The sequence below is a fragment of the Geosporobacter ferrireducens genome (assembly GCF_001750685.1).
Lineage (GTDB): Bacteria > Bacillota > Clostridia > Peptostreptococcales > Thermotaleaceae > Geosporobacter > Geosporobacter ferrireducens.
Genome location: NZ_CP017269.1, coordinates 3,386,365 through 3,409,112 on the forward strand (window position 1 = coordinate 3,386,365; position 22,748 = coordinate 3,409,112).

The 22,748-nt window shown below is 41.6% G+C and carries 27 protein-coding genes; 25 read left to right on the plus strand and 2 right to left on the minus strand.

Annotation, left to right across the window (positions count from 1 at the left end):
* The first annotated feature begins 18 nt into the window (after positions 1 to 18).
* The 21 genes from Gferi_RS15850 to Gferi_RS15950 all read left to right on the plus strand — a co-directional run bounded on the left by Gferi_RS15850 (position 19) and on the right by Gferi_RS15950 (position 18,563).
* Entirely contained in the window at positions 19 to 1,428 is a 1,410-nt protein-coding gene (locus Gferi_RS15850; RefSeq protein WP_069978171.1) for a sensor histidine kinase, read from the plus strand.
* A gap of 103 nt (positions 1,429 to 1,531) precedes the next feature.
* Positions 1,532 to 2,968, plus strand: a complete 1,437-nt coding sequence (gene eutA, locus Gferi_RS15855) for an ethanolamine ammonia-lyase reactivating factor EutA (protein ID WP_069978173.1) — start codon at positions 1,532 to 1,534, stop codon at positions 2,966 to 2,968.
* A gap of 12 nt (positions 2,969 to 2,980) precedes the next feature.
* Positions 2,981 to 4,348, plus strand: a complete 1,368-nt coding sequence (locus Gferi_RS15860) for an ethanolamine ammonia-lyase subunit EutB (protein ID WP_330389328.1) — start codon at positions 2,981 to 2,983, stop codon at positions 4,346 to 4,348.
* Between the two features lie 12 nt (positions 4,349 to 4,360).
* Entirely contained in the window at positions 4,361 to 5,728 is a 1,368-nt protein-coding gene (locus Gferi_RS15865; protein WP_069978174.1) for an ethanolamine ammonia-lyase subunit EutB, read from the plus strand.
* A 16-nt stretch (positions 5,729 to 5,744) separates the two neighbouring features.
* A complete protein-coding gene (gene eutC / locus Gferi_RS15870; protein WP_069978176.1) occupies positions 5,745 to 6,629 on the plus strand; it encodes an ethanolamine ammonia-lyase subunit EutC in 885 nt (294 codons plus the stop codon).
* A gap of 26 nt (positions 6,630 to 6,655) precedes the next feature.
* On the plus strand, positions 6,656 to 7,309 hold the full coding sequence (gene eutL / locus Gferi_RS15875; RefSeq protein ID WP_069978178.1) for an ethanolamine utilization microcompartment protein EutL: 654 nt from the start codon (positions 6,656 to 6,658) through the stop codon (positions 7,307 to 7,309).
* A 31-nt stretch (positions 7,310 to 7,340) separates the two neighbouring features.
* Positions 7,341 to 7,901: a BMC domain-containing protein gene (locus Gferi_RS29490; RefSeq protein ID WP_069978180.1), complete on the plus strand. Its 561-nt coding sequence runs from the start codon at positions 7,341 to 7,343 to the stop codon at positions 7,899 to 7,901.
* Positions 7,902 to 9,350: an acetaldehyde dehydrogenase (acetylating) gene (locus Gferi_RS15885; protein WP_069978183.1), complete on the plus strand. Its 1,449-nt coding sequence runs from the start codon at positions 7,902 to 7,904 to the stop codon at positions 9,348 to 9,350.
* 15 nt (positions 9,351 to 9,365) lie between these two features.
* Entirely contained in the window at positions 9,366 to 9,650 is a 285-nt protein-coding gene (locus tag Gferi_RS15890) for a BMC domain-containing protein (protein ID WP_069978185.1), read from the plus strand.
* Positions 9,651 to 9,710: 60 nt separating this feature from the next.
* Positions 9,711 to 10,463, plus strand: a complete 753-nt coding sequence (locus Gferi_RS15895) for a hypothetical protein (protein ID WP_069978187.1) — start codon at positions 9,711 to 9,713, stop codon at positions 10,461 to 10,463.
* A 13-nt stretch (positions 10,464 to 10,476) separates the two neighbouring features.
* Positions 10,477 to 11,109, plus strand: coding sequence for a phosphate propanoyltransferase (gene pduL / locus Gferi_RS15900; protein WP_069978189.1), 633 nt, complete (start codon positions 10,477 to 10,479; stop codon positions 11,107 to 11,109).
* Between the two features lie 30 nt (positions 11,110 to 11,139).
* Positions 11,140 to 11,838 (plus strand): hypothetical protein, encoded by a 699-nt coding sequence (locus Gferi_RS15905; protein WP_069978191.1) that lies wholly within the window; start codon positions 11,140 to 11,142, stop codon positions 11,836 to 11,838.
* Positions 11,835 to 12,107, plus strand: coding sequence for a EutN/CcmL family microcompartment protein (locus tag Gferi_RS15910; protein WP_069978193.1), 273 nt, complete (start codon positions 11,835 to 11,837; stop codon positions 12,105 to 12,107). The genes Gferi_RS15905 and Gferi_RS15910 overlap by 4 nt, the downstream gene beginning before the upstream one ends.
* A 19-nt stretch (positions 12,108 to 12,126) precedes the next feature.
* Positions 12,127 to 13,470, plus strand: a complete 1,344-nt coding sequence (locus Gferi_RS15915) for a 4Fe-4S dicluster domain-containing protein (RefSeq protein ID WP_069978195.1) — start codon at positions 12,127 to 12,129, stop codon at positions 13,468 to 13,470.
* Complete coding sequence (locus Gferi_RS15920) at positions 13,467 to 14,015, plus strand: BMC domain-containing protein (protein WP_069978197.1); 549 nt, start codon at positions 13,467 to 13,469, stop codon at positions 14,013 to 14,015. Before Gferi_RS15915 ends, Gferi_RS15920 begins: the two co-directional genes overlap by 4 nt.
* A gap of 17 nt (positions 14,016 to 14,032) precedes the next feature.
* Positions 14,033 to 14,305, plus strand: a complete 273-nt coding sequence (locus Gferi_RS15925; protein WP_069978198.1) for a hypothetical protein — start codon at positions 14,033 to 14,035, stop codon at positions 14,303 to 14,305.
* A gap of 19 nt (positions 14,306 to 14,324) precedes the next feature.
* Entirely contained in the window at positions 14,325 to 14,606 is a 282-nt protein-coding gene (locus Gferi_RS15930; RefSeq protein WP_069978200.1) for a BMC domain-containing protein, read from the plus strand.
* A 47-nt stretch (positions 14,607 to 14,653) separates the two neighbouring features.
* Positions 14,654 to 15,751 (plus strand): ethanolamine utilization protein EutH, encoded by a 1,098-nt coding sequence (gene eutH / locus Gferi_RS15935; protein ID WP_069978202.1) that lies wholly within the window; start codon positions 14,654 to 14,656, stop codon positions 15,749 to 15,751.
* 14 nt (positions 15,752 to 15,765) lie between these two features.
* On the plus strand, positions 15,766 to 16,233 hold the full coding sequence (locus Gferi_RS15940) for a cupin domain-containing protein (protein ID WP_069978204.1): 468 nt from the start codon (positions 15,766 to 15,768) through the stop codon (positions 16,231 to 16,233).
* A 328-nt stretch (positions 16,234 to 16,561) separates the two neighbouring features.
* The gene (locus Gferi_RS15945; protein ID WP_069978210.1) at positions 16,562 to 17,287 is read left to right on the plus strand and encodes a LytR/AlgR family response regulator transcription factor; all 726 of its coding nucleotides are present in this window, start codon (positions 16,562 to 16,564) and stop codon (positions 17,285 to 17,287) included.
* Between the two features lie 16 nt (positions 17,288 to 17,303).
* Positions 17,304 to 18,563 carry a sensor histidine kinase gene (locus Gferi_RS15950; protein WP_069978212.1) on the plus strand — a complete coding sequence of 420 codons (1,260 nt, stop codon included), beginning with the start codon at positions 17,304 to 17,306 and terminating at the stop codon, positions 18,561 to 18,563.
* Here the strand turns inward: Gferi_RS15950 and Gferi_RS28195 are convergent.
* A complete protein-coding gene (locus tag Gferi_RS28195; protein ID WP_156782414.1) occupies positions 18,555 to 18,695 on the minus strand; it encodes a hypothetical protein in 141 nt (46 codons plus the stop codon). The two genes, Gferi_RS15950 and Gferi_RS28195, sit on opposite strands and share 9 nt — an antisense overlap.
* Complete coding sequence (locus Gferi_RS29300) at positions 18,692 to 19,279, minus strand: accessory gene regulator ArgB-like protein (RefSeq protein ID WP_334292679.1); 588 nt, start codon at positions 19,277 to 19,279, stop codon at positions 18,692 to 18,694. The genes Gferi_RS28195 and Gferi_RS29300 overlap by 4 nt, the downstream gene beginning before the upstream one ends.
* Positions 19,280 to 19,778: 499 nt before the next feature.
* Between Gferi_RS29300 and Gferi_RS15960 the strand changes: the two genes are divergently transcribed.
* From Gferi_RS15960 to Gferi_RS29495, 4 genes are all read left to right on the plus strand, one after another.
* Complete coding sequence (locus Gferi_RS15960; RefSeq protein ID WP_156782415.1) at positions 19,779 to 20,366, plus strand: hypothetical protein; 588 nt, start codon at positions 19,779 to 19,781, stop codon at positions 20,364 to 20,366.
* 350 nt (positions 20,367 to 20,716) lie between these two features.
* Positions 20,717 to 21,049 (plus strand): transposase, encoded by a 333-nt coding sequence (locus Gferi_RS15965; RefSeq protein WP_069978218.1) that lies wholly within the window; start codon positions 20,717 to 20,719, stop codon positions 21,047 to 21,049.
* A 518-nt stretch (positions 21,050 to 21,567) separates the two neighbouring features.
* Complete coding sequence (locus Gferi_RS15970; RefSeq protein WP_069978219.1) at positions 21,568 to 21,825, plus strand: hypothetical protein; 258 nt, start codon at positions 21,568 to 21,570, stop codon at positions 21,823 to 21,825.
* Between the two features lie 151 nt (positions 21,826 to 21,976).
* Positions 21,977 to 22,102 (plus strand): transposase, encoded by a 126-nt coding sequence (locus tag Gferi_RS29495; RefSeq protein WP_408607510.1) that lies wholly within the window; start codon positions 21,977 to 21,979, stop codon positions 22,100 to 22,102.
* Positions 22,103 to 22,748 lie beyond the last annotated feature (646 nt).

A 22,748-nucleotide genomic window follows, 5' to 3' on the forward strand; every position in this document is an offset into this window, starting at 1 on the left:
TTGTTAGGAGCGGTGAGGATGCTCAGGGAATTATGCTATATGCATACGAATTTGTCAGATACAGATATCAATAAACTGGAAAACATTGCGGCAAATCTTCCAATCATAGCAGATTTAGTAAAAGCAGATGTATTTATTGATTGTATGACGAGAGATTCCAATACGGCTATTGTGGTAGCAGAGGCAAAACCATCCATTTACCCGTCTATGTATAAGTATACAGTTGTAGGAGAGCTGGCCCTGCGGGAAAATGAACCGGCAGCTCTGAGGACATTGGAAATCGGCATGGCTACCAGGGATTTGAAAGCCATTACCCAAGAAAATATGAGCGTAAAGCAAAACGTAGTACCGATCAAAAATGACATTGGTAAAACAATTGGTGTGTTGATTATGGAGCAGGATATTACAGATCATGTCAATCAAAACAAGCATATGGAAATATTGGCTGAAACAGCCGAACAGCTGACAGAGACCCTGATCTCTTTCATGGATAAGGAAAATAATATTACCTACCATGTAAATGATGCCATTGTAATGTTTGATAAGCAGGGCATTGCCACCTTTACAAATCCTATGGCCGATGAATTATATAAAAAGCTGGGATACCGGGATAATATTATCGGAATGAATTTTAATAATTTGGTATTTGATGGCAGTGTCTTCGATAAAGTCATCGGGGAACAGTCTTTTAATATCCGGGAGATTGATGTTGGAAAGCTTTCGTTACAGGTAAAATATGCTGTTGTGAAACAAAAGAACAGACTAGTAGGAGTCATTATGCTAATCAAGGACATCACTGAGGTGAAAGAAAAGGAAAAAGAATTGATTTTAAAATCTGTGGCAATACGGGAGATTCATCATCGTGTGAAGAACAATCTCCAGACGATCGCCAGCCTGCTCCGGCTTCAATCCAGAAGGATTGACAATGAGCTGGCAAAAAAATCTTTTCATGAGAGCATCAGTAGAATTCTTAGCATTGCAGTAACCCACGAAATCCTGGCGCAGAATGGTGTTGATGATGTGGATATTAAGACGATTCTATCCCGAATCAAGGATAGTACTTTAGACTATGGTCTTGCACCCCATAAGCACATTCAGATTGAGATACAGGGAGACAGCTTTACTATTGATTCAGATAAAGCAACTTCCATTGCCTTAGTGGTCAATGAGTTGCTGCAAAATTGTCTTGAATATGCTTTTCCTGATCGGGATAGTGGTTCCATAGAGGTTTGGATTCGAAGAGGAAGCATGTATTCCAGCATATCTATTATAGACAACGGAGTAGGCTTTAATGTTTATGAGGTAAGGCAGGGCAGCTTAGGATTAAAAATTGTAAATAGTATTGTTCAGGATAAGCTTTCCGGAGATTTGCATATCGATTCGTCACCGGAGGGAACAAAGATCATCTTTGATTTTAAAAATGAATAGAAAAAACACAAGGGTGTGTTTAAGCGGCAAAGGAGCCATAGGGAAATGTCCGGACATTTTCTTATGGCTCCTTTTTTCATGATATGGAAGGGAGTGATGGACTATGCGGGAAGTGATTTTGAGTGTAGGAATTGATATCGGTACTTCAACCACCCAGCTGGTCTTTAGTAGGATTACTTTAGAGAATACAGCTTCTGCAGCATCGGTTCCCCGAATTAGTATTGTAGATAAAGAACTTTTTTATAGGAGCAGCATCTATTTTACGCCTTTGCTGTCTCAAAATGAAATTGACGGCGGGAAGGTGCGGGAAATGATTTTGAAGGAGTACCAGAAGGCTGGAATCAGCCCTCAGGATCTCCAAACCGGTGCTGTGATCATTACGGGAGAAACGGCGAGAAAGGAAAATGCAGCCCTTGTTTTAGCAACCCTCAGTGATTTAGCGGGAGAGTTTGTGGTGGCTACTGCAGGGCCTGATTTAGAGGCCATCATTGCGGGACGTGGCGCCGGTGCTGATAAGTGGTCGAAGCAAAAAAGCTGTACCGCTGTAAATCTAGACATCGGTGGAGGCACAACAAATATTGCCGTATTTCAAGATGGCCAGGTGATAGACACTGCCTGTCTGGATATAGGAGGCAGATTGATCCGTTTTCAAGAGTACAGTACGCGCATTGCCTATGCCGCACCCAAGCTTAAGCTTTTGAGTGAGGAGATAGGTGTTCATTTAGAGGAAGGCAAGGAGCTTTCCTTTGAAGAGGCAAAAAAGATTACCGGGAGAATGGCCGCCATATTAGAAGAAGTATTGGGGATTCGACCGGCAACACCACTGCTTTCGGTGATGCTCACGGGAAAAGACTTAAAAAGAAATTATCCAATGGATGGAATCTCTTTTTCTGGGGGCGTTGCAGACTTTATCTATGAGAACAAAAAGGAAGGCTTTTATAAATACGGTGACATCGGAATCCTTCTAGGTAAAGCGATTCAACAGTCCCCTGTGATGAATGCCTTTCAGGTCTATAAACCGGAAGAAACCATTCGCGCCACAGTGGTGGGGGCCGGTGCCCATACGGTAGAAATCAGCGGAAGTACGATTACCTATACGGAGGATGTGTTTCCGTTAAAAAATATTCCGATTCTGAAAATGCTGCTCAAGGAAGAGCAGCTGCAAGATAAAGATTTTTCAGAGAAGATTAGGCAAAAAGTAAAATGGTTTGATTTGGAAAAAGAAACGCAGCAGATGGCATTGGCAATAAGGGGGGTGAAAAATCCAAGCTTTCTACAGGTACAGCGTATCGCTTCCAGTATCATTGAGGGGATGGAGCCAATAACCGCACAGAAGATACCCCTGGTAGTGATTGTAGAAAATGATATGGCAAAGGTACTGGGACAGACATTGCACAGGCAGCTGCAGTATAAGAAAGACATTGTTTGTATTGACGGAGTGAAGGTTGAAAACGGAGATTACATTGACATTGGAAGACCACTTGCAAACGGCAGGGTGGTGCCTGTTGTAATCAAAACATTAGTTTTTAATGCTGAATAGGAGAGGTGAGGAATGATGAGACTCAAAACCAAGCTTTTCGGTCAAGTGTTTCAGTTTCAATCAGTAAAGGAAGTATTGGCCAAGGCAAATGAAGAAAAGTCAGGAGATAAACTGGCAGGCATTGCCGCTGCCACGGTTACAGAAAGAATTGCAGCAAAGGAAGTATTGAGCAACCTGACTCTGGCAGATCTTAGGAACAATCCTGTAGTTCCCTATGAAGAGGATGAGGTAACAAGAGTTATTCAGGATAGTGTCAACGAAAGGATTTATAACGAGGTCAAAAATTGGAGTGTGTCGGAGCTTCGGGAGTGGATTTTAAGCGACAGCACTTCCTCAGAAGAGATTAAGCGGGTTAGTAGGGGATTAACCAGTGAAATGGTTGCCGGTGCAGCGAAGCTCATGTCAAACTTGGATTTAATCTATGGGGCAGGGAAAATACGGATCAGTGCCCACTGCAATACCACGATCGGTTTGCCGGGAACCTTGTCTGCCAGACTGCAGCCCAATCACCCAACGGACCATATTGAAGGGGTAATGGCTTCTGTAATGGAAGGCTTGAGCTATGGGGTAGGAGATGCCGTAATCGGACTTAACCCGGTAGAAGATACGGTAGATAATGTGGCCAAAATATTGAAAACTTTTGAAGAGTTTAAAAGAGAGTGGGAAATACCCACACAAATTTGTGTGCTGGCCCATGTAACGACCCAGATGGAAGCCATTCGAAAGGGTGCACCTACAGATTTAATATTCCAAAGTGTTGCAGGCTCACAAAAAGGGAACGAAGCCTTTGGTATTTCCGCCGCATTGCTGGACGAAGCAAGAGAGCTTGCTTTAAAAGAAGGAACCGCCATGGGGCCGAACGTCATGTACTTCGAGACCGGTCAAGGCTCTGAATTGTCCTCTGATGCTCATCATGATGCAGATCAGGTGACGATGGAAGCACGATGTTACGGCTTTGCGAAAAGATACAATCCTTTCCTAGTGAATACAGTGGTTGGATTTATTGGGCCCGAATATCTTTATGACAGCAAGCAGGTTATCCGGGCAGGGTTGGAAGATCATTTCATGGGTAAGCTGACGGGCATTCCTATGGGTGTTGATGCGTGCTACACAAATCATATGCGGGCAGATCAAAATGATATTGAAAATCTAGCTGTATTGCTGAGCAATGCAGGATGCAACTACTTTATGGGGATTCCGGCAGGGGATGATGTTATGCTGAACTATCAGTGTACAGGATACCATGAGACGCAGACCCTAAGAGAATTGCTGAATCTAAAACCCATTGGAGAATTTGAGCGGTGGTTAGAGAAAATGGATTTGATGCATAAAGGAAAAATGACAGCCAGAGCAGGGGATGCTTCAATATTTCTGAAGTAAGGAGGCCTATGCATGCGGTTGAAAACAAAGCTTTTTGGAAGTACATATGCCTTTAGAGATGTAAAAGAGGTTTTAGCCAAAGCCAATGAGGAAAAGTCAGGGGATCAGCTGCTGGGTATAGCTGCCGGTTCGGTTTCTGAGCGGATTGCTGCAAAGGTGGTATTAAGCGGACTGACTTTGGAGGAACTTCGAAAGAATCCGGTGATTCCATACGAAGAGGACGAGGTCACCCGGGTAATTGATGATTTTGTAAATGAATCCATCTACAGGGAAATTAAAAACTGGACGGTAGGTAGCTTTCGTGAATATATTTTAGACCATAAAACGATGGGGGCAGATATTCTTAGGATAAGCAAAGGGTTGACCGGGGAGATGGTAGCGGCTGTTGCAAAGCTCATGTCCAACATGGATCTGGTATATGGTGCCAGTAAAATTCGCGTTACAGGGAAAGCCAACTATGAAATCGGCAAGGCAGGTACATTATCCTTCCGATTACAGCCCAATCATCCCACAGATTCTATTGACGGGATTCTCGCGTCGATGATGGAGGGACTGTCCTATGGTTGTGGAGATGCCATTATCGGAATTAATCCCGTAGAAGATACAGTAGAGAATACAAAAAGAATTATGGAATCTATTCATCAGTTTATGGTGAAATGGAAGATACCTACCCAAACCTGTGTGTTATCCCATCTATCTACGCAGATGCAGGCACTTCAGGGAGGAGCACCAGTTTCGGTATTTTTCCAGAGTGTAGCCGGTACAGAGGATGCCAATAAGGCATTTGGCATCGATCAGGAGCTGATTGATGAAGCATTTCAATTGATTCAGCGGTATGGAACAGCGCCAGGGCCGAATTTAATGTATTTTGAAACCGGGCAAGGATCTGAAATGTCCTTGAATACAGACCATGGTGCTGATGAGATGACTTTAGAAGCAAGAACCTACGGATTTGCAAAACGCTATAGGCCTTTTATGGTAAACAATGTTTCAGGCTTTATTGGCCCAGAGACTTTATTTGACGGCAAACAAATTTTGCGGGCCAATCTGGAGGATCATTTTATGGGGAAGCTGACAGGTCTGCCGATGGGAATGGCACCCTGTTATACCAATCATGTGAATACAGATCAAAATGATCAGGAAACTGCTACGATGCTGCTGGCTATGGCCGGGGCGAACTACTATATGGGCGTTCCTGTTGGGGATGACGTTATGCTGAGCTACCAGGATACCAGTTATCATGATGATGCTACACTTAGAGAATTATTGAACCTGAAGCCTGCTGAGGAATTCTTCCAATGGCAGGTCACCATAGGGATCATGGATGAACGGGGAAGGCTTACAGAAAGAGCGGGAGACGCTTCTCTATTTTTAAAATAATAAAGGGGTGAAATGTATGATTTCTGAGAAGGACTTAAAGAAAGTAATTGAGCAGGTTTTGCTGGAACTTGGGGCTGCTGGAGGAAGTGAAGCTTGCAGTATATCTGAAAAAGCGGCAGAGCAGGTGCTGGACATAGAGGAAGGTCTGCCGGATATTACAGCAGTAGATTTAAAAAAGCAGGTGCTGGTGCCTACGCCGGAAGATTTAGAAGGATTGTTGAAAATGAAAGAAACAACACCAGCCAGGATCGGTGTCTGGCGGGCAGGTCCAAGGTATAAAACAGAGACGCTGCTGCGGTTTCGGGCAGATCATGCAGTTGCCATGGATGCTGTATTCAGTGACGTATCCGAAGCATTCCTGCAGGAAATGAACCTGATATCGATCAAGACCAAGTGCAGAAACAAGGATGAGTATCTGACTAGGCCGGACTTGGGAAGAAAATTTGAGGAAGAAGCGTTAGACGTCATTCGTAAAAACTGTGTGAAAAATCCCCAGGTGCAGATTTATGTTTCCGATGGCCTTAGTTCTACAGCCGTTGAGGCAAATATACGGGATATTCTGCCGGCCATTCAGCAGGGCCTGGAGGGTTATGGCATCAAAATGGGAACACCTTTCTTTGTAAAATATGGAAGAGTACCGGCCATGGACGTCATTTCTGAGACTTTGGAAGCAGATGTAACTTGTGTTTTGATCGGAGAGCGTCCGGGACTGGCGACGGGAGAAAGTATGAGTGCCTATATGGCCTACAAGGCAACCGTCAATATGCCGGAAGCAAGAAGAACCGTGGTTTCCAATATTCATAAGGGCGGTACCCCCGCTGTTGAGGCCGGAGCCCATATCGCCCATATTTTAAAACTGATGCTGGACAAAAAAGCCAGCGGACTTGATCTGAAACTATAAAATAAGTATGAAGTGGAGGAAATGTTATGAGAAATGATCCCATTCGTGCAAAAGTATTAAGTGCTAAATTAATCTCAAATGTGAGTCCCGACTTGGCTGCATCCTTTAACCTGCAACCCCATCAAAGAAGTATTGGTATGATCACTACAGATATTGATGATGTATCTTATACCGCTTTAGATGAAGCAACAAAAAAGGCGGATGTTCAGGTAGTATATGCAAAGTCTTTTTATGGCGGCGCTGCCAATGCCAATACAAAGCTGGCCGGTGAGTTTATCGGAATTCTGGCAGGACCTACTCCGGCAGAAGTAAGAAGCGGCTTAAATGCAGCCATTGAGTTTATTGAAAACGATGCTTGCTTCTACAGTGCCAACGATGAAGATACGATCGCCTATTATGCACAATGCATTTCCAGAACTGGTTCTTACTTATCATCGGTTGCAGGGATCGCAGAAGGCGAAGCGTTGGCGTACTTAATTGCTCCTCCGATGGAGGCCATGTATGCGCTGGACGCAGCATTAAAGGCTGCGGACGTAAAACTGTCGGCATTTTATGGTCCACCTTCTGAAACAAACTTTGGCGGCGGATTATTAACAGGCAGCCAATCTGCTTGTAAAGCAGCCTGTGATGCTTTTGCCTCTGCAGTCCAATTTGTGGCAGATCATCCAACCAAATTCTAATAAAGTACCCCGGATTAGGCGGTGAAAAAGAATGAAAGGTTATGCACTTGGTCTGGTTGAGAGCTTGGGTTACGTAGGGGCCGTGGAGGCCGCAGATGTATGCCTGAAGGCTGCCAATGTATCATTGATCGACTGTGAGCTGGCTACAGGAGGTTTGGTGACCGTAAAGATTGCCGGTGAGGTGGGTGCTGTAAAGGCCGCCGTTGATGCAGCCGGGACAGCCGTTAAAAAAGTAGGAACCCTTGTTTCTACCCATGTAATTCCGAGGCCTTCCACAGAACTTTATAAAATACTGGATATCCAAAAGGAAAAGCCGGTTGCAGAGAGGCGGGAAGAGGAAATGCAGCCAGTGGAAACTGGGCCGCTGGGAAAAACTGAAGAGGAAAGGAAAGAAGGCCGATCTTCTAACAGCAGTTTTGCAGCCCAGCACTGCAAATCAGAGGAGGACTTAAGAAATATGAAGGTTGTAGATTTAAGAACCCTGGCAAGACAAATCCCAGATATGCCGATAGACCGAAACGCTATAAAGTTTGCTAAAAAAGAAGAATTGATCGATGCAATTTTATACTGCTGCAGAAGGGGGGAGAATTAAATGGAACAGCTTTTGGATAGGGATCTTCAATCCATACAGCAGGCAAGGAATTTAGTATCCGCTGCAAAAAAGGCACAAAAAAGACTGGCAGAGCTGGAGCAGGGTGACATTGACCGGATTGTAAAGGCAATGGCAGTAGCTGCGGAAGATGCGTCAGATAAACTGGCAAAAATGGCTGCCGAAGAAACTGGATTTGGTAAATATGAAGATAAAATCATAAAAAATCTGTTTGCCAGCAGAGCAGTATATGAATATATCAGGAACATGAAAACCATGGGGGTCATTCGGGAAGACCGGGAAGAAAAGATTGTAGAAATCGGGTCGCCTGTAGGGGTGATCGCAGCCATGATTCCCTCGACAAATCCTACTTCTACGACGATTTATAAAGCATTAATTGCCGTAAAAGCAGGTAACGGGATTATCTTCAGCCCCCACCCAGCAGCAGTAAAATGCACCTTAGCGGCGGCAGTCATATTGCATGAAGCGGCGGTTAAAGCGGGGGCACCACAAGGATTGATTGGCTGCATGGATCTTCCAACCATGGAGGGAAGTAAAGAACTCATGGCCCATCAAGATGTAGCACTGATTTTAGCTACAGGAGGTTCTGCTTTGGTAAAAGCCGCCTATAGTTCAGGGACACCAGCCTTGGGAGTAGGGCCTGGAAATGTACCGGCTTTTATCGAGCGTTCAGCAGATATCCCTATGGCAGTGAAGCGGATCTTTGATAGTAAAACCTTTGATAATGGAACCATCTGTGCCTCTGAGCAGGCAATCATAACGGAAAGCTGTGTAGAAAATCAAGTAAGGGAAGAAATCATACATCAGGGAGGCTACTTTCTGAAGGGGGAAGAAATTCCGAAAGTAGCGGCTGTGATTCAGAAGGCCGGTGGTGGATTGAACCCTAAAATCGTAGGTCAGCCGGCCAAAATTATTGCGGCCATGGCAGGAATTACAGTACCTGAGCAGACTCGGGTGCTGATTTGTGAACAAGAGGGAGTAGGAAAGGCGTACCCCTTCTCTATGGAAAAGCTTTCACCCATTCTTGCTTTTTATGTTGAAGCAGATTGGCACAAGGCCTGTGAAAGATGCATCGAGCTTTTAAACTATGGTGGATTGGGTCATTCCCTGGTGATTCATTCCAATGATGAAGCCATCATCCGGGAGTTTGCATTAAAAAAGCCCGTATACAGAATTCTGGTTAATACAGCATCTTCTCAAGGGGCAATCGGTGCAACTACCAGCCTGGCGCCATCCTTAACCCTTGGCTGCGGTACCATTGGCGGCAGTGCAACCTCTGACAATGTAAGTCCTATGCATCTTATCAATATCAAGCGGATGGTATACGGGATCAGGGAAGTAGAGGCATTAAAGCCTGAAACAAAGAAAATTCAAGGGTTCGATCTTGAACAAATCACCAGGCTTGTCCTGGAGCAATTACAAAAAATGTAAAGGGAGGTATTCTAAATGGCAAATATGAATGCTTTAGGTATGATTGAGACAAAAGGGCTTGTAGGATCTATTGAGGCAGCAGATGCAATGGTAAAAGCGGCCAATGTAACCCTTATCGGAAAGGTTCATGTAGGCGGAGGATTGGTAACTGTCCTTGTAAGAGGAGATGTAGGTGCAGTAAAGGCTGCTACTGATGCAGGCGCCGCTGCGGCTGAAAGGGTTGGAGAATTGGTTTCTGTCCATGTCATTCCAAGGCCCCATAATGAGGTAGAAGTTATCCTGCCAAAGGTTGAGGGATAAACTCTTCACCCGGGCTAGTATTAGCCCGGGTCCTAAACCTTCTGAAAAGGAAGTGATGAAATGAGCGTATTAACAGAGTCCGCCCTGAGAAGCGAATTAAAAAATCAAAAAACAGACCGGTATGTAGTAAGTCCCGACATATTGATCACACCCTCCGCACGCCAGTATCTAAAGGATAAAAATATTGAACTGGTAGTTGAAAATAAGTCGAAAGCGGTATTGGGGGAAGCACCTCAAAAAGCAGAACCGGAAAAGGGATTTCAACCCGAATATGTCTGTGGAACGACCGGTGGTTTTTTTGAGAAAAAACCGGAGTACATGACGCAGCTTTACGGCAATAAGCTGGTGTACAAGGATCATCCCCAGATTTTCCTGCGGGGCAGGCTAGACAGTCTGCAGTCTAAAACCTTAGAACTGCAGTACTTAGCGTATAAAAACAAAACAGAGCAGCTGCGGAAGGATTTGGGAGAAGTACTGCAGCTGCTGCGGAATATTTTGAGAGCCGAGGTACTGGAGGAAGTTTTGCCGGAGATCACCCTTTTTGGTTATAAAGAGGATATGCTGAGGGAAATGTCCCATCATCCCCAAAAATTCTTTGATTTTGGCCATATTGTGCCCAGTTACGATATGGGGGAATTGGTGTTAGGGCTGAACAGCCTGCGCAGTGCGGTACGGGAGGTAGAGCTGGCTGCAGTCCAGGCATTTAAGAAAGAAGAAAACATAGAACGGCAGGATTTATTGCAGGCATTAAACCGTTTAAGCAGCGGTGTATATATTCTGATGTGCCGATGTGTTGGCGGGTTTTACAAATAGGGGGAAAGGCGAAATGAATGAAGTAAAAATACGTAAAATCATAGAACGGGTAATAGAAAAAATCGAAGAGACCGTAAATCTCCCAGTAGAAGCCTCCGGCCGGCATGTGCATCTGAGCAAAGAGCATACCGTACAGCTTTTTGGCAGTGAGGATCAGCTGACTGTCAAAAAGGAATTGTCCCAGCCAAAACAGTACCAATATCAGCAGCGGGTAACATTAATTGGTCCCAAAGGGATTATTCAAGGGGTTACCCTATTAGGATCGGCGAGAGGGAATACACAGGTAGAACTATCAAAGACTGATGCAGTAAAGCTGGGGTTAGATCCACCGGTTCGGGAGTCGGGAGACCTGACAGGGAGTGCTTCCTTGTTGATCGCTTCTGAAAAAGGCGTTGTCCTGGCAGAAGAAAGCACAATTATCGCTAAAAGACATATTCATATGGAGCCTGCGGATGCAGAGCGGTTAAAGGTAGCAGACCGGCAAAAGGTGGCGGTGCGGATCATGACGGACCGGCCTGTAGTCTTCGAGGATGTTACCGTACGGGTGAACGAAAATTACCGGCTTAGTCTGCATATTGACTATGACGAAGCCAATGCATGCAACTATATGCCGGGAACGCAGGGTAGAATTATTTCTCTAGAATAAGCAATGTGTATAGATAAGGATGTGAATCCTATGGAGCTGGAAAAGTTAATCAAAAAAATCACCATGGAAGTATTGAATCAGTTAAAAGCAGAGGAGAAAGCGACCATCCTTCAGCAGAAAAAGATATTGGTGTGGACGGAAAGCTGGGAGATGAAAGAGCAGCTTTCTGCAAAACTAAAGCTTCCCATAGAGCAATTGCAGGACCGGATACAGTTTAGAGGCTTGGAGGAGATTGAAAGTTATGATGCCATTATTTTACCGGAGGTGAGTGTTGGAGAAATGGTCCATATAGCCCTGGGAATTCAGCAGGGAGAGACGGAAACGCTGGTTTCAAAGGCCCTGCTGCTGGGAAAGAAGGTCTGCATGCTGCGGGATGGATTGGACTATAGGGAGAGTGAAGTTACGGCAAATCCGGCCTATTATAAAATGCTGCAAGGGTATGAAACCCAGTTAAGTCATTTTGGAATTTCTTTGGTGGATTGGGAGGAGCTGGAGCTTTCTGGAGAGACAGGGCAGCCTTATGTATCCCGGGAGCAAAGTAGGGCTTACTGCGTAAGTGGACGCCTCATTACGGAATCCCTCCTGGAAGAATTGTTTCTAAAGGGATATCAGGAAATTGGAGTTGCAAAAAATGCGGTGATTACGCCCCTTGCAGCAGACTACATTAAGCAGAAGCAGTTGAAGATCACCCGGGGATTGGGAGAATCGGAGAAAGGAAGCAGTCTATGATTATCGGAAAAGTCATCGGAAATGTTTGGGCGACTCGAAAAGAAGAAGCATTAAGAGGATTAAAATTTCTAGTGATTCAGCCATTGGACCGCTATGAAAAAACGGCAGGCAGCACTTTGGTAGCCACGGATATGATTGGTGCAGGGATAGGGGAAACGGTACTGGTGGTACAGGGAAGCTCTGCCAGAAGAATTCAGGGAAAAGAAGACATACCGGTGGATGCGGCTGTTGTAGGAATCATTGATTCGGTAGAGGTTGAATCAGAGTAAAGGGAAAGAAGGTGCCCAGATGGACTTGTTGGAAAAAATAAAGCATGCAGGTATTGTCGGAGCCGGTGGGGCCGGGTTTCCTACCCATGTCAAGATGAAGAGCCAGGTAGAAATATTGATCATAAACGGTGCAGAATGTGAACCTTTGCTGAAGACAGACCAATATCTCATGCGGGAAAGAACAGAAGAACTGGTTCAAGCGATAGAAATGGTGCAACGGGAAATTGGTGCGGAGAAAGCCTTTCTTGCATTGAAAAAAAAATATGGGAAAGAGATTGAAGTACTCAATAAAACCCTGAAAAACCGCGGCAGTAGAATCGCCCTATTTCTTATGGACAATTTTTTTCCTGCAGGAGATGAACAGGTGCTGGTCTATGAAGTTACAGGAAGGACCGTGCCGCCGGGAGGGATTCCGCTGCAGGCACAGGTGGTCGTATCAAATGTAGGGACCATGGTCAATATCTATGAGGCCGTACAGGACAAACCGGTAACTGATAAGTATGTGACAGTTTTGGGAGAAGTGAAGCAGCCAAAACTATTGAAGGTTCCTATTGGAACGCCGGTGAAAAAATGTATCGAGGCGGCAGGCGGTGCTGCCATAGAGGGGTTTTGTGCCATTATGGGAGGACCTATGATGGGGCAGATCATGGATGATTTTGATATTGGCAATCAAGTGATCAAAAAGACCGATGGAGCTATCATTGTAGTGCCGAAGGACCAGTACATCGTAAAGCGGAAGCGGACGCCTATGACACATATTATCAACCAGAGCAAATCCGCATGCATTCAATGCCGTTTTTGTACCGACCTCTGTCCCCGTTATCTAATCGGTCATCCCCTGCGCCCCCATAAAATCATGGGTGCCATTGCGACAAAATCTATAGAAGATGAAGTTTTTAATCAGGCACTGATTTGCTGTGATTGCGGTATCTGCGAGCTGTATGCCTGTCCAATGGGGTTGTCTCCGCGACTGGTGAATGGCTATATTAAGGGGGAACTGCGAAAGAAAGGGATTGCCTATCAAGGAGAAAAAGGCGCTGTCGTACCCAATGAAACAAGAGAATATCGAAAAATTCCCGTAAACCGATTGATCGCCAGGCTGGGGTTGGAGAAATATACCCATCAGAAGGTGGGGGAATTGGAAGAACTGCAAGTGAAACAGGTAACCATTCCTTTGCAGCAGCATATTGGAGCAGCGGCAGTGCCGGTGGTTTCTGTAGGAGATCCGGTGGAAAAGGGACAATGTATCGGGATCGTAGAAGAAGGCAAGCTGGGAGCCAATGTCCATGCCAGCATACGGGGACGAATCGCTGCAATAGGGCCTAGCATTGAGATCATAGGAGAACAGGAGGTGATGGAATGATCAGAACCGTCGGTATGATTGAATTCAACAGCATTGCTAAAGGGATCGAAACGGCAGATTTTATGATCAAGGCTGCGGAGGTAGAATTGCTATTTGCGAAGGCCATTTGTCCCGGGAAGTTTATTATCTTAGTTGCTGGGGATGTGGCAGCAGTAAATGCATCTATAGAAACCGGATTAGCCGGTGGAGGAGTTTTTGTAGTGGATCATTTGATGCTGCCGAGAATCCATCCTCAGGTGATCCATGCAATCAATGCAACAACTGTAATCGATCAGTTGAATGCACTGGGGGTGATGGAGTTTTTTAGTGTAGCGGCAGCAGTAACCGCAGCAGATATTGCTGTAAAAACTGCACAGGTGGATTTGATGGAGATCCGGTTAGGAATAGGAATCGGAGGAAAATCCTTTGTGACCTTGACTGGAGATGTTAGTGCCGTAACAGAGGCCGTAGAAAGTGGGGTGCGGTATGCACAGGAACAGGGAATGCTGGTGTATCGTGCGGTGATTCCATCTCCTGGAAAGGAATTATTCCAGAGCCTACTTTAAAATAAAGGGGTGAGTACATGGGAAAGAAGCTTATTACGTTAAAGGAAATTGCTAAAATGCATTCAGAGGGTATTTGTGAGCTCTATGTAAACGACAAAGTAATCATAACGCCTGGTGCCAGAGATTTTGCCCACGATAAGGGCTTTCGTGTCATCTATGGGGAGCAGGAAGAAAATGCAGAGACCATTGAAAATAAAATTGATATTCTGCTGCAGCAGCAGTACCAAATGGTTGATCGTGAACAGCGCAAGCAGGTGCTGGAGAAGATCTTAGAAAAAATAAAGGAATGATAGAGGAGGAGGAGATTTTATGGCAGTTACAAATGCATTAGGAATGATTGAAACGAAGGGTTTGGTAGGTGCGATTGAAGCCGCCGATGCGATGGTAAAAGCGGCCAACGTAACATTGGTAGGAAAAGAACATGTTGGCGGTGGATTGGTAACCGTCATGGTAAGAGGCGATGTAGGTGCAGTGAAGGCAGCCACTGACGCAGGTGCGGCTGCGGCAGAACGTGTAGGACAGTTGATCTCTGTCCATGTAATTCCAAGACCCCATGGTGAAGTCGACAATATCCTATTGAAAGCTAAATAATGGGGGGTTTGCTGAAAACAGTTCAATGAGATGAAGGGGGAACTGAAATGAGTATTAATGAGATTATCGTCTATATTATGGTAGGCTTTATGGTGCTGGGTGCACTGGATAAAATCATCGGAAACAAATACGGTTTGGGAGAAAAGTTTGATGAGGGCTTTATGGCTATGGGTTCCCTGGCCATTGCCATGGTAGGGGTCGTTTCTTTGGCACCGGTATTGGCAAATTTGTTAAAGCCTGTTATTGTACCTATCTATACCGCATTGGGTGCAGACCCGGCCATGTTTGCAACCACATTGCTGGCAAACGACATGGGCGGCTATCCGTTGGCGATGGAGCTGGCCCAAAGTCAGGAAGCAGGGCTGTTTGCAGGCTTGATCCTTGGGGCAATGATGGGACCCACCATTGTATTCTCCATACCGGTTGCATTGGGGATCATTGAAAAAGAGGACCATAAATATTTGGCAAAGGGCATATTGGCCGGGATGATTACCATTCCTATTGGATGTTTGGCCGGGGGATTGGTGGCAGGTTTTGATTTTGGCATGATTATCCGTAATCTGATTCCGATTATCATCGTAGCTGTATTGATTGCACTGGGGCTGTGGAAAATACCGGATAAGATGATCAGGGGCTTTACCAACTTTGGAAAGGGTGTCGTGGTGGTCATTACCATTGGAACAGCAGCCATCGTAGTGGAAACCCTTACAGGCATCGTAATTATTCCGGGTATGGCACCGGTTTGGGACGGTATTGAGATCGTGGGCGCTATTGCCATCATGCTGATCGGTGCATTCCCAATGGTATTCTTTATTACAAAAGTATTCCAGAAGCCTTTAATGAAGATGGGAAAATTATTAGGGATGGGAGATGTGGCTGCTGCCGGTATGGTGGCAACCTTAGCCAATAATATTCCTATGTTTGGCTTAATGAAGGATATGGATGAAAGAGGAAAGGTATTAAACGTAGCTTTTGCGGTCAGCGCCGCTTTTGTATTCGGGGATCATCTGGGCTTTACCGCAGGGGTAAACCGGGAAATGATCTTCCCGATGGTTGTAGGAAAGCTGGTAGCCGGTATGACTGCAGTCGCTTTGGCTGCAATGATTACACCTAAAAATCCGGCTGCAGAAAAAGAAGAGGTATAGTGGAGGGGATGCACATGGAAGCTTTTGACGTAGGGTTGATTGAAAAAATTGTCCGTAAAGTGATTGAAGAACAAATGAAAAGTTCTGCTTTACAGAAATTTGATAAGGCTGCAGATGCCAGTGGCGTGCATCTCGTCAAGGGCAGTACGGTAAAATGCAATCCATTTGATACAGGAAAAGCAGGAGATAAGGTATTTTTGCGGGATATATTTACCCTGGAGGAAAGCCCAAGAATGGCCTGCGGATTTATGGAAATGGAAGCCTCAGAGTTTGACTGGACACTTGTGTATGACGAAATCGATTATATTATCGAGGGAACGTTGGAAATCACCATTGATGGGCGAAAAATGACCGGCAAACCAGGAGATGTATTCTTCATTCCGAAAGATACCACTATCAAGTTTGGGTGTCCTGATAAGGTTAGATTTCTTTATGTAACCTATCCTGCCAATTGGGAGCAGCTGGTGCAGGAAAGAGGATAAAGGGTTAAAGATTTTGGCAGCGGGCAGACATACAGAGTTGCACATGCATAAGTCTAAATGGGAATGTAGGGATCAACGCCCTCGTCGATCCGGATATCAATCAAGATTCTCAGTCATATCGATATGCAAAACGAGAAGAGAGGTTAGAACTTATTATACGAGTGCTAACCTCTCTTTCATTTTGTTTGTTATGCACAATAGTCATTTGTTACTATTTAACAGAATCTTGCAGCCTGTTCTTTTAATCTATGCTTCTGTATGATAATATTTAAGTAGCAAATATTCCATAAAATGTAAAACGAGTGAATTGTCAGCAAGGAGGGCTCCTATGTTAAATATTCTCGTAGTTGAAGATGATCAGATTGAAAGAAAAAATTTTGTGGAAATACTTAAGCATTTGAATGGAGATATGAAAGTATTTGAAGCATCTACCGGAACACAGGCAGTGAGGATAATGGAACAGGAGGAAATAGGATTATTTTTCCTAGATATTGAACTGCCTGATTGCTCAGGTTTAAAAGTTGCCGAGAAGATTCGTTCTATCCGCCAATATGAATTAACCTATATTGTGTTTATAACCACCCATGTTTATTATCAGCTTGAAGCTTTTAAAAAATACAATTGCTATGATTTTATTGAAAAGCCCTATAAACGGGAGGAGGTGTTACGGGTTTCTGAGCGGCTGATCAGAGGGCTTCAATATAATAATACTGAAGGAGTAACGATTCGATTTGAACTTAAAAACTGTATTTTAAAGATACCTGTAAAAGATATTTTATTTATTGAGGCACAAGGAAAGAATTGTAGGGTTCATACAAAATATACCCCATACACTTTACCGAATACTGCAATAAATAAAGTATTAGAGAAAGTACCTGCTGTCCATTTTATAAAAACTCATAAATCATATATTGTCAATCTTGAGAACGTCCGCCAGATAGAAAAAAATGAGAAGAATTCTTGGATTGTGTACTTTAGAGATTACGCTGCACCTGCTTATATCAGCAATAGTTATAAAGAGGAGTTTTTAAAAAAATTCCAGCTTGAATCATAAGGAAAAGGGGTGTGTAATGCAGTGGTATGAAATATATCTGCTTTCGGTATTAGAGGTTTTATCCCTTCTATACATATGGAATAAGTTAAATAACCGAATAGGGTTATATACAGTAAAAAGTCTTTTCATTATGGCACTTCTACCGACAATTGTAGTAATTGTTGATGTTTACGACGTAGATATTGGATTTTTAATTAATTTCATCCTATTGTGTATAATGGTTATCATCCTATTTAAAATATCGGTTAAAGATACAATTTTTCAGTTTTCTATTGTATTTATTACAGTTTCGACAATCCAATTTGTATTTACCTATCTATTAACATGGTTTTCAGATGGAATATACTACTCACTTGCGAATGGGCTGATTGTCAATACAGCTACACTGGCAAGCTGTATGCTCGTTCACAAATATAGTACGCTTAGTAAAATACATAAATATTTGCACCGGTATGGAAATTATGTAATCACGATTAGCCTGAATATTGCCGGAATCATTTTGCTGCTTATGTATATGTGGCAAATTGATAAGGATTTTGTAGAGAAGCATATCCTATACTTGGTATTTGCAGTTATTCTCTGGGAAGGCTTAAATATTTTTTTCCTATATCAGTCTATTCTTATTCACCAGCAGCAAAAGATTATTTATATACACGAGAAATATATACCCTATTTAAAAAATATGGTAAATGAAGTAAGAGAAAAGCAGCATGATTTTAAGAATCACCTGAATGCACTTTATGGAATGGTACAAATGGAAGATGACCGGCAGGCGAAAAAAGAGATGAAACAGTATATAGAGTCACTGATTGAAGGGATAAAAGGTACGGATCGGTTGTTAAATATAAAAGACCCTGTCTTAAGTGCCATCATTTATAGTAAGAAGTCTTTGGCAGCGGAAAAAGGAATTCTGTTTGAGATTGAATTCCAGGGACCAATTCCCGAATACCCGTTAGAGCAGCACGAGCTTGTTGAACTGCTGGGCAACCTGTTGGACAATGCCATTGAGGCGGTAGAAAATAAGGATGTTAATGGGCCTAAGGTGGTACTAATCCTTGGAACAGAAGAAAATTCCAGTGTGATAGAAGTAAGAAATACAGGAGGAGCAATTCCGCAAAAAGATATTGACCGTATTTTTGAAAGAGGTTTTTCAACCAAAAAAGGAAAGTCTCGAGGCTATGGTCTGTATAATGTAAAGAGGATCATCGATCGTTACAAGGGAACCATAGAGCTTTCCTTTGATGGTATGTATACTGTTTTTAGGATATTACTTTAGTAAGTTCTTAGGACATTTTGACTCTCCCCAGAAAAGCAATGATCCTGAGGTCGTAATTAGGCCGGAAGCAGCAACAAACATGGAAGCAATAGAAAATAAAACAGTTTTTAGTATCGGATTGGTGTTTTTCACTGATATCCCCTCCTTCCTATCAATAGTTGGAATGCCTGTAGACCAATGGTCCATATACCGCATTCAAAAAAAGTCTTGTCATATGTAAAAACAAATTTAAATAGAATATAAATCCACAGCAGCGTAAAGAAAAGGGATAGGTATTTTAATATCCTTTTTCTTTTTTGATTTGAAATAGGCCGAAAGCGTGAGGGCATGGGAGAATAACAACAAATTACGATGATACTTATCAGTATGAGCAAGATAGCTAAAGGTAAGGGCATAGGCAATAAATATGGCAGAATCAATATGGCTAAAGAAAAAAAGCTTAAACTTACAATCAAGCATAGGAAGCTGCTTTCAAAATGCAGCCCGCCGGAGAAAGCACGAATAGACAATAGTAAGCTGAGGCAGAACAGGAACAGGTACATTTTATTTAGCATGGTAAAAAGTGACAAGAGGATTACAAATTTCAACCCTTCGTTCCAGATAACCCTCATGGCATATTTCATTTTGCGGATATCTCCATGGGATAAAAGCTTTTCTTTATAGATTTTATAGGCAAAGATATCGATAAAACTGTGCATTGTCAATGTATTCTCCATTCTTAAAGAAGTTACTCAAATAATAACATACCTGTAAAATATATACAATTAGATAGGAATGAAATGGGAGTGAAAGGGAACAAAAAAGTTTTATGTACCATTTCATTCCAGAAATATATTATTGTGGAAATTCATGTGATACAGTGAACGTGTGTAAAGCAGGAAGTACTACTTAATTATATGAATTTGTAAAAGAGGGGGAAAGATGTTACATGTAAAATTAGCAAACATATAAAATTGAGAACGGTTTCTAAATAGAGGCTATTTCTTAGAAAAAGTAATTCAGACATAGTAAATTAAAGAAAGCTGACAAATCTGGTATCAATGTTTTTTCAAAAAATAGAGAAGGGAGAACTTAAAGAGTATTCTAAGATATTATAATTATTCTCTGTATGGTTCAAAGAATTTAATGCTATGTTACTGCTTAATTTTATACAAGGAGGAATAATAAATGAAAAAAATTTGAAATATTCTTTGTTTAGCTTTATGTTTTATTCTATTGATGAGTTCTTCTGGGTTTGCTGCTGACAAAAAGACCAGTAATTTAGATGATTATAAACTAAAAACAATAGACATCAGTGAGGTACCCGAATGGATAACCCCTATAGAAGTAAAAGATGAAGTAGAATTAGTAAAAGTATTAGAAGAACTTAGAAACGGAGAATACACTATCGATTCGAGTATAGACTCGCCAATTTTATTAAAGGAAGATGCACTAGTAGGACCAATGAGTGTAGATACAAAGTCTGTTAACTTACAGGCATATGTGAGTAATTTACTACATAGTCAGAATGCATACTCAACTGTAACTTACGATACGACAAATAATACGATTGGCAGTGTATCTAACTTGTATTCAGATATTACAGGATATACTGTAGGTGTTGAGTATGAGCATAATTCAAGACATAATAATATTAGCTATTCATCGGATCGAAAAACTGTTACAATTAAAACTGGAGGTCACTATACATATTACTTTCTTCTAGATGGTGTAATCAAGATTAGTGAGGAAAATTCTGTTATCACATACAAATATAGTGTTGCAAGCGGGATTCATAGTATTAGTAGGTCAACATTTAAGTAAAAAAGGGGATTTAACATGATTTCAAATGGAATTTTAGATATATCTGGAATAGGGATTTTCATCCAAATTGTTAATACGCTACTATATATTTTTATTGGCTATTTGCTTTATAGAATATTCAAGAAGTTATAATGTATAAGTATATACAGAGAATAACTATGATATCTTAAATAATAGAAAGAATGGATTACCTAATTGATGTGAAGAAAAAGTTTAGAATAAAAGTTTGAAGAAAAAGGGCGTTGCAAATAGCCCTTTTTCTTTGCCGTAGGGCAAGTGGAGACGGCCTAGCTGTATAATGGACCCATAGATTTGACACAAAAAACGTTAGAATAAGTTATAATGAAACTATGAGAAAACGAAGACAATTTATCCCAGAAGAAAAATCTAAAATAATAATGGAGCTAATCCAAGGAGAAAAAACACTCTCAGAAATCTGCTCTATCTATGAAATCCATTCAAACCAGATTCTAAGATGGAAAAAGCAATTCTTAGATAATATGGCGAATGCATTCAAAGGTGCAGATGACAAAGCTAATAAAGAACAACAGCAACACGAGGCAGAAAAGGAGTCATTAATCAAAAAAATTGGACAATTAACCATAGAGGTTGATTGGTTGAAAAAAATCTGGCCGCAAGTAAATCTGTTGAAGAACGTAAAAGTATGCTGGAGCCTGACTTGAAGAGAATATCCATCAAAAGGCAGTGTGATGTGTTACAGATCAATCGAACCGGAACATACTAGCAACCCAAGCCAAATGATAGTTCTCAAACCCTTCTGATGCAATTAATTGTTCTAATACACATGAAGCCTCCTTACTACGGCTCGCGCCAAATGGTTCAAGAATTAAAGGGGTTTGGATTTAACAAGAATAAATTTTACGTAATGTGGATCCTATTCCAAAAAATCATCAATAAGAGTCATGAGATTACTTGTAATAAGTTTCCTTGAAATAAATAAGAATCTAAACAAAATGGGTATTCTTAGAAAGTTCTTGCATAATTATTCAATAAGCAAATAAATTCATAAAGAAAAGAGTATTACATAATCTTAGAGTCTAAAATCTAAATCTATAATAGAGATAATAGTTATATTTACAAATTGATCTGGTTAGTCAGAATAAAGCATAGAGCTTGGAGATTTTGCTGTTAGAGCATATTCTCGGAACTAAAAACTAAAATATAAAAAAGAGGTGATGATATGTTCTATCTTTTAAAGGCAATATTTTTTTTAGGGGCAATGATTAGTCCTATTTTGCTACTTTACTCAGCTATTACATTGTTTATTAAAAGAGATAAGCATGTTTCTTTTAAATATACATTTTTAAATACAATTTTTTTCTTTTTAGGGTATGGTTTTTCTACTAAGCCGAAGGGCAGTTTGATTTACTTGATCTTTATTTTGATAGCAATTGGATTAAATAGTTTTGTTATTGTGAAGGAATTTAAAAGAGAATAAAGAAGGCAAACCAGGACGGTCCCTGCTTGCCTCCGTTGACAGTAACAATAAACTGCGTGTGTGGGGGTGAAAGGACATGCCTAGACAAGCAAGAGAAAAAGGAGAATTTTGAACCTATCATATAATTCAAAGAGGTAATGATAGGAATAACATATTTTTATCAGATAGTGACAAAACTCGATTTGTTGACACGTTGCTTAAAATGAAAAATAAATATAATTTTATCATTTATGCTTATTGCTTGATGGATAATCATGTCCACCTATTTGATGAATGACAATGGAAATGACATATCGAAGTTTATAAAGAGCATTAATGTGAGCTATGTATTATACTTCAATCGGAAGTACAGAAGATGTGACCACTTTTTTCAAAATCGTTTCCTAAGTGAGTTGGTATTAGACGACAATTATTTAATGCAAGTAAGTAAATATATACATAATAATCCAGTCAAGGCAGGTATGGTGAAAAACCGGAAGACTATATATGGAATATGGAGCAGTTTTTCTATCTACCTGGATAATAGTAAATCTGATTTAGTAAATACAAGTAGAATACTTGGACACCTTAAACGAGGCAAAAGTAAACAAGGGCAGTATAAATTGTAAGAAGTTAGACTTAGTAGAAAAAAGAAAATCTTTATTATGGGAAAGAAGGAACGCAGGTTAGGGATGGTTGTCGTCAAAAGCATTCCTCTAGTACCCTAAAGGGATAGTGGTTTCCTGCTAAGATTGTATGAATAATGTAAATGAAAATTTTGAAAAAAATATACACACATTTCGAAGAAGTGTGATATACAGTTTAATTTTTACTATTTTAGAAGCAGCATACATTATTTATATTATAGCAATTGGTATTGTAATACCTGGAATAGGTATAATATGTTCACTTCTTGGTGCTCACTTAGGCAAAAATATTGTGGA

Coding starts and splice junctions, on each gene's coding strand:
- Gferi_RS15850 (WP_069978171.1), top strand. CDS start 19: ATGCTCAGGGAATTATGCTATATGCATACGAATTTGTCAGATACAGAT.
- eutA (WP_069978173.1), top strand. CDS start 1,532: ATGCGGGAAGTGATTTTGAGTGTAGGAATTGATATCGGTACTTCAACC.
- Gferi_RS15860 (WP_330389328.1), top strand. CDS start 2,981: ATGATGAGACTCAAAACCAAGCTTTTCGGTCAAGTGTTTCAGTTTCAA.
- Gferi_RS15865 (WP_069978174.1), top strand. CDS start 4,361: ATGCGGTTGAAAACAAAGCTTTTTGGAAGTACATATGCCTTTAGAGAT.
- eutC (WP_069978176.1), top strand. CDS start 5,745: ATGATTTCTGAGAAGGACTTAAAGAAAGTAATTGAGCAGGTTTTGCTG.
- eutL (WP_069978178.1), top strand. CDS start 6,656: ATGAGAAATGATCCCATTCGTGCAAAAGTATTAAGTGCTAAATTAATC.
- Gferi_RS29490 (WP_069978180.1), top strand. CDS start 7,341: ATGAAAGGTTATGCACTTGGTCTGGTTGAGAGCTTGGGTTACGTAGGG.
- Gferi_RS15885 (WP_069978183.1), top strand. CDS start 7,902: ATGGAACAGCTTTTGGATAGGGATCTTCAATCCATACAGCAGGCAAGG.
- Gferi_RS15890 (WP_069978185.1), top strand. CDS start 9,366: ATGGCAAATATGAATGCTTTAGGTATGATTGAGACAAAAGGGCTTGTA.
- Gferi_RS15895 (WP_069978187.1), top strand. CDS start 9,711: ATGAGCGTATTAACAGAGTCCGCCCTGAGAAGCGAATTAAAAAATCAA.
- pduL (WP_069978189.1), top strand. CDS start 10,477: ATGAATGAAGTAAAAATACGTAAAATCATAGAACGGGTAATAGAAAAA.
- Gferi_RS15905 (WP_069978191.1), top strand. CDS start 11,140: ATGGAGCTGGAAAAGTTAATCAAAAAAATCACCATGGAAGTATTGAAT.
- Gferi_RS15910 (WP_069978193.1), top strand. CDS start 11,835: ATGATTATCGGAAAAGTCATCGGAAATGTTTGGGCGACTCGAAAAGAA.
- Gferi_RS15915 (WP_069978195.1), top strand. CDS start 12,127: ATGGACTTGTTGGAAAAAATAAAGCATGCAGGTATTGTCGGAGCCGGT.
- Gferi_RS15920 (WP_069978197.1), top strand. CDS start 13,467: ATGATCAGAACCGTCGGTATGATTGAATTCAACAGCATTGCTAAAGGG.
- Gferi_RS15925 (WP_069978198.1), top strand. CDS start 14,033: ATGGGAAAGAAGCTTATTACGTTAAAGGAAATTGCTAAAATGCATTCA.
- Gferi_RS15930 (WP_069978200.1), top strand. CDS start 14,325: ATGGCAGTTACAAATGCATTAGGAATGATTGAAACGAAGGGTTTGGTA.
- eutH (WP_069978202.1), top strand. CDS start 14,654: ATGAGTATTAATGAGATTATCGTCTATATTATGGTAGGCTTTATGGTG.
- Gferi_RS15940 (WP_069978204.1), top strand. CDS start 15,766: ATGGAAGCTTTTGACGTAGGGTTGATTGAAAAAATTGTCCGTAAAGTG.
- Gferi_RS15945 (WP_069978210.1), top strand. CDS start 16,562: ATGTTAAATATTCTCGTAGTTGAAGATGATCAGATTGAAAGAAAAAAT.
- Gferi_RS15950 (WP_069978212.1), top strand. CDS start 17,304: ATGCAGTGGTATGAAATATATCTGCTTTCGGTATTAGAGGTTTTATCC.
- Gferi_RS29300 (WP_334292679.1), bottom strand. CDS start 19,279: ATGGAGAATACATTGACAATGCACAGTTTTATCGATATCTTTGCCTAT.
- Gferi_RS15965 (WP_069978218.1), top strand. CDS start 20,717: ATGAGAAAACGAAGACAATTTATCCCAGAAGAAAAATCTAAAATAATA.
- Gferi_RS15970 (WP_069978219.1), top strand. CDS start 21,568: ATGTTCTATCTTTTAAAGGCAATATTTTTTTTAGGGGCAATGATTAGT.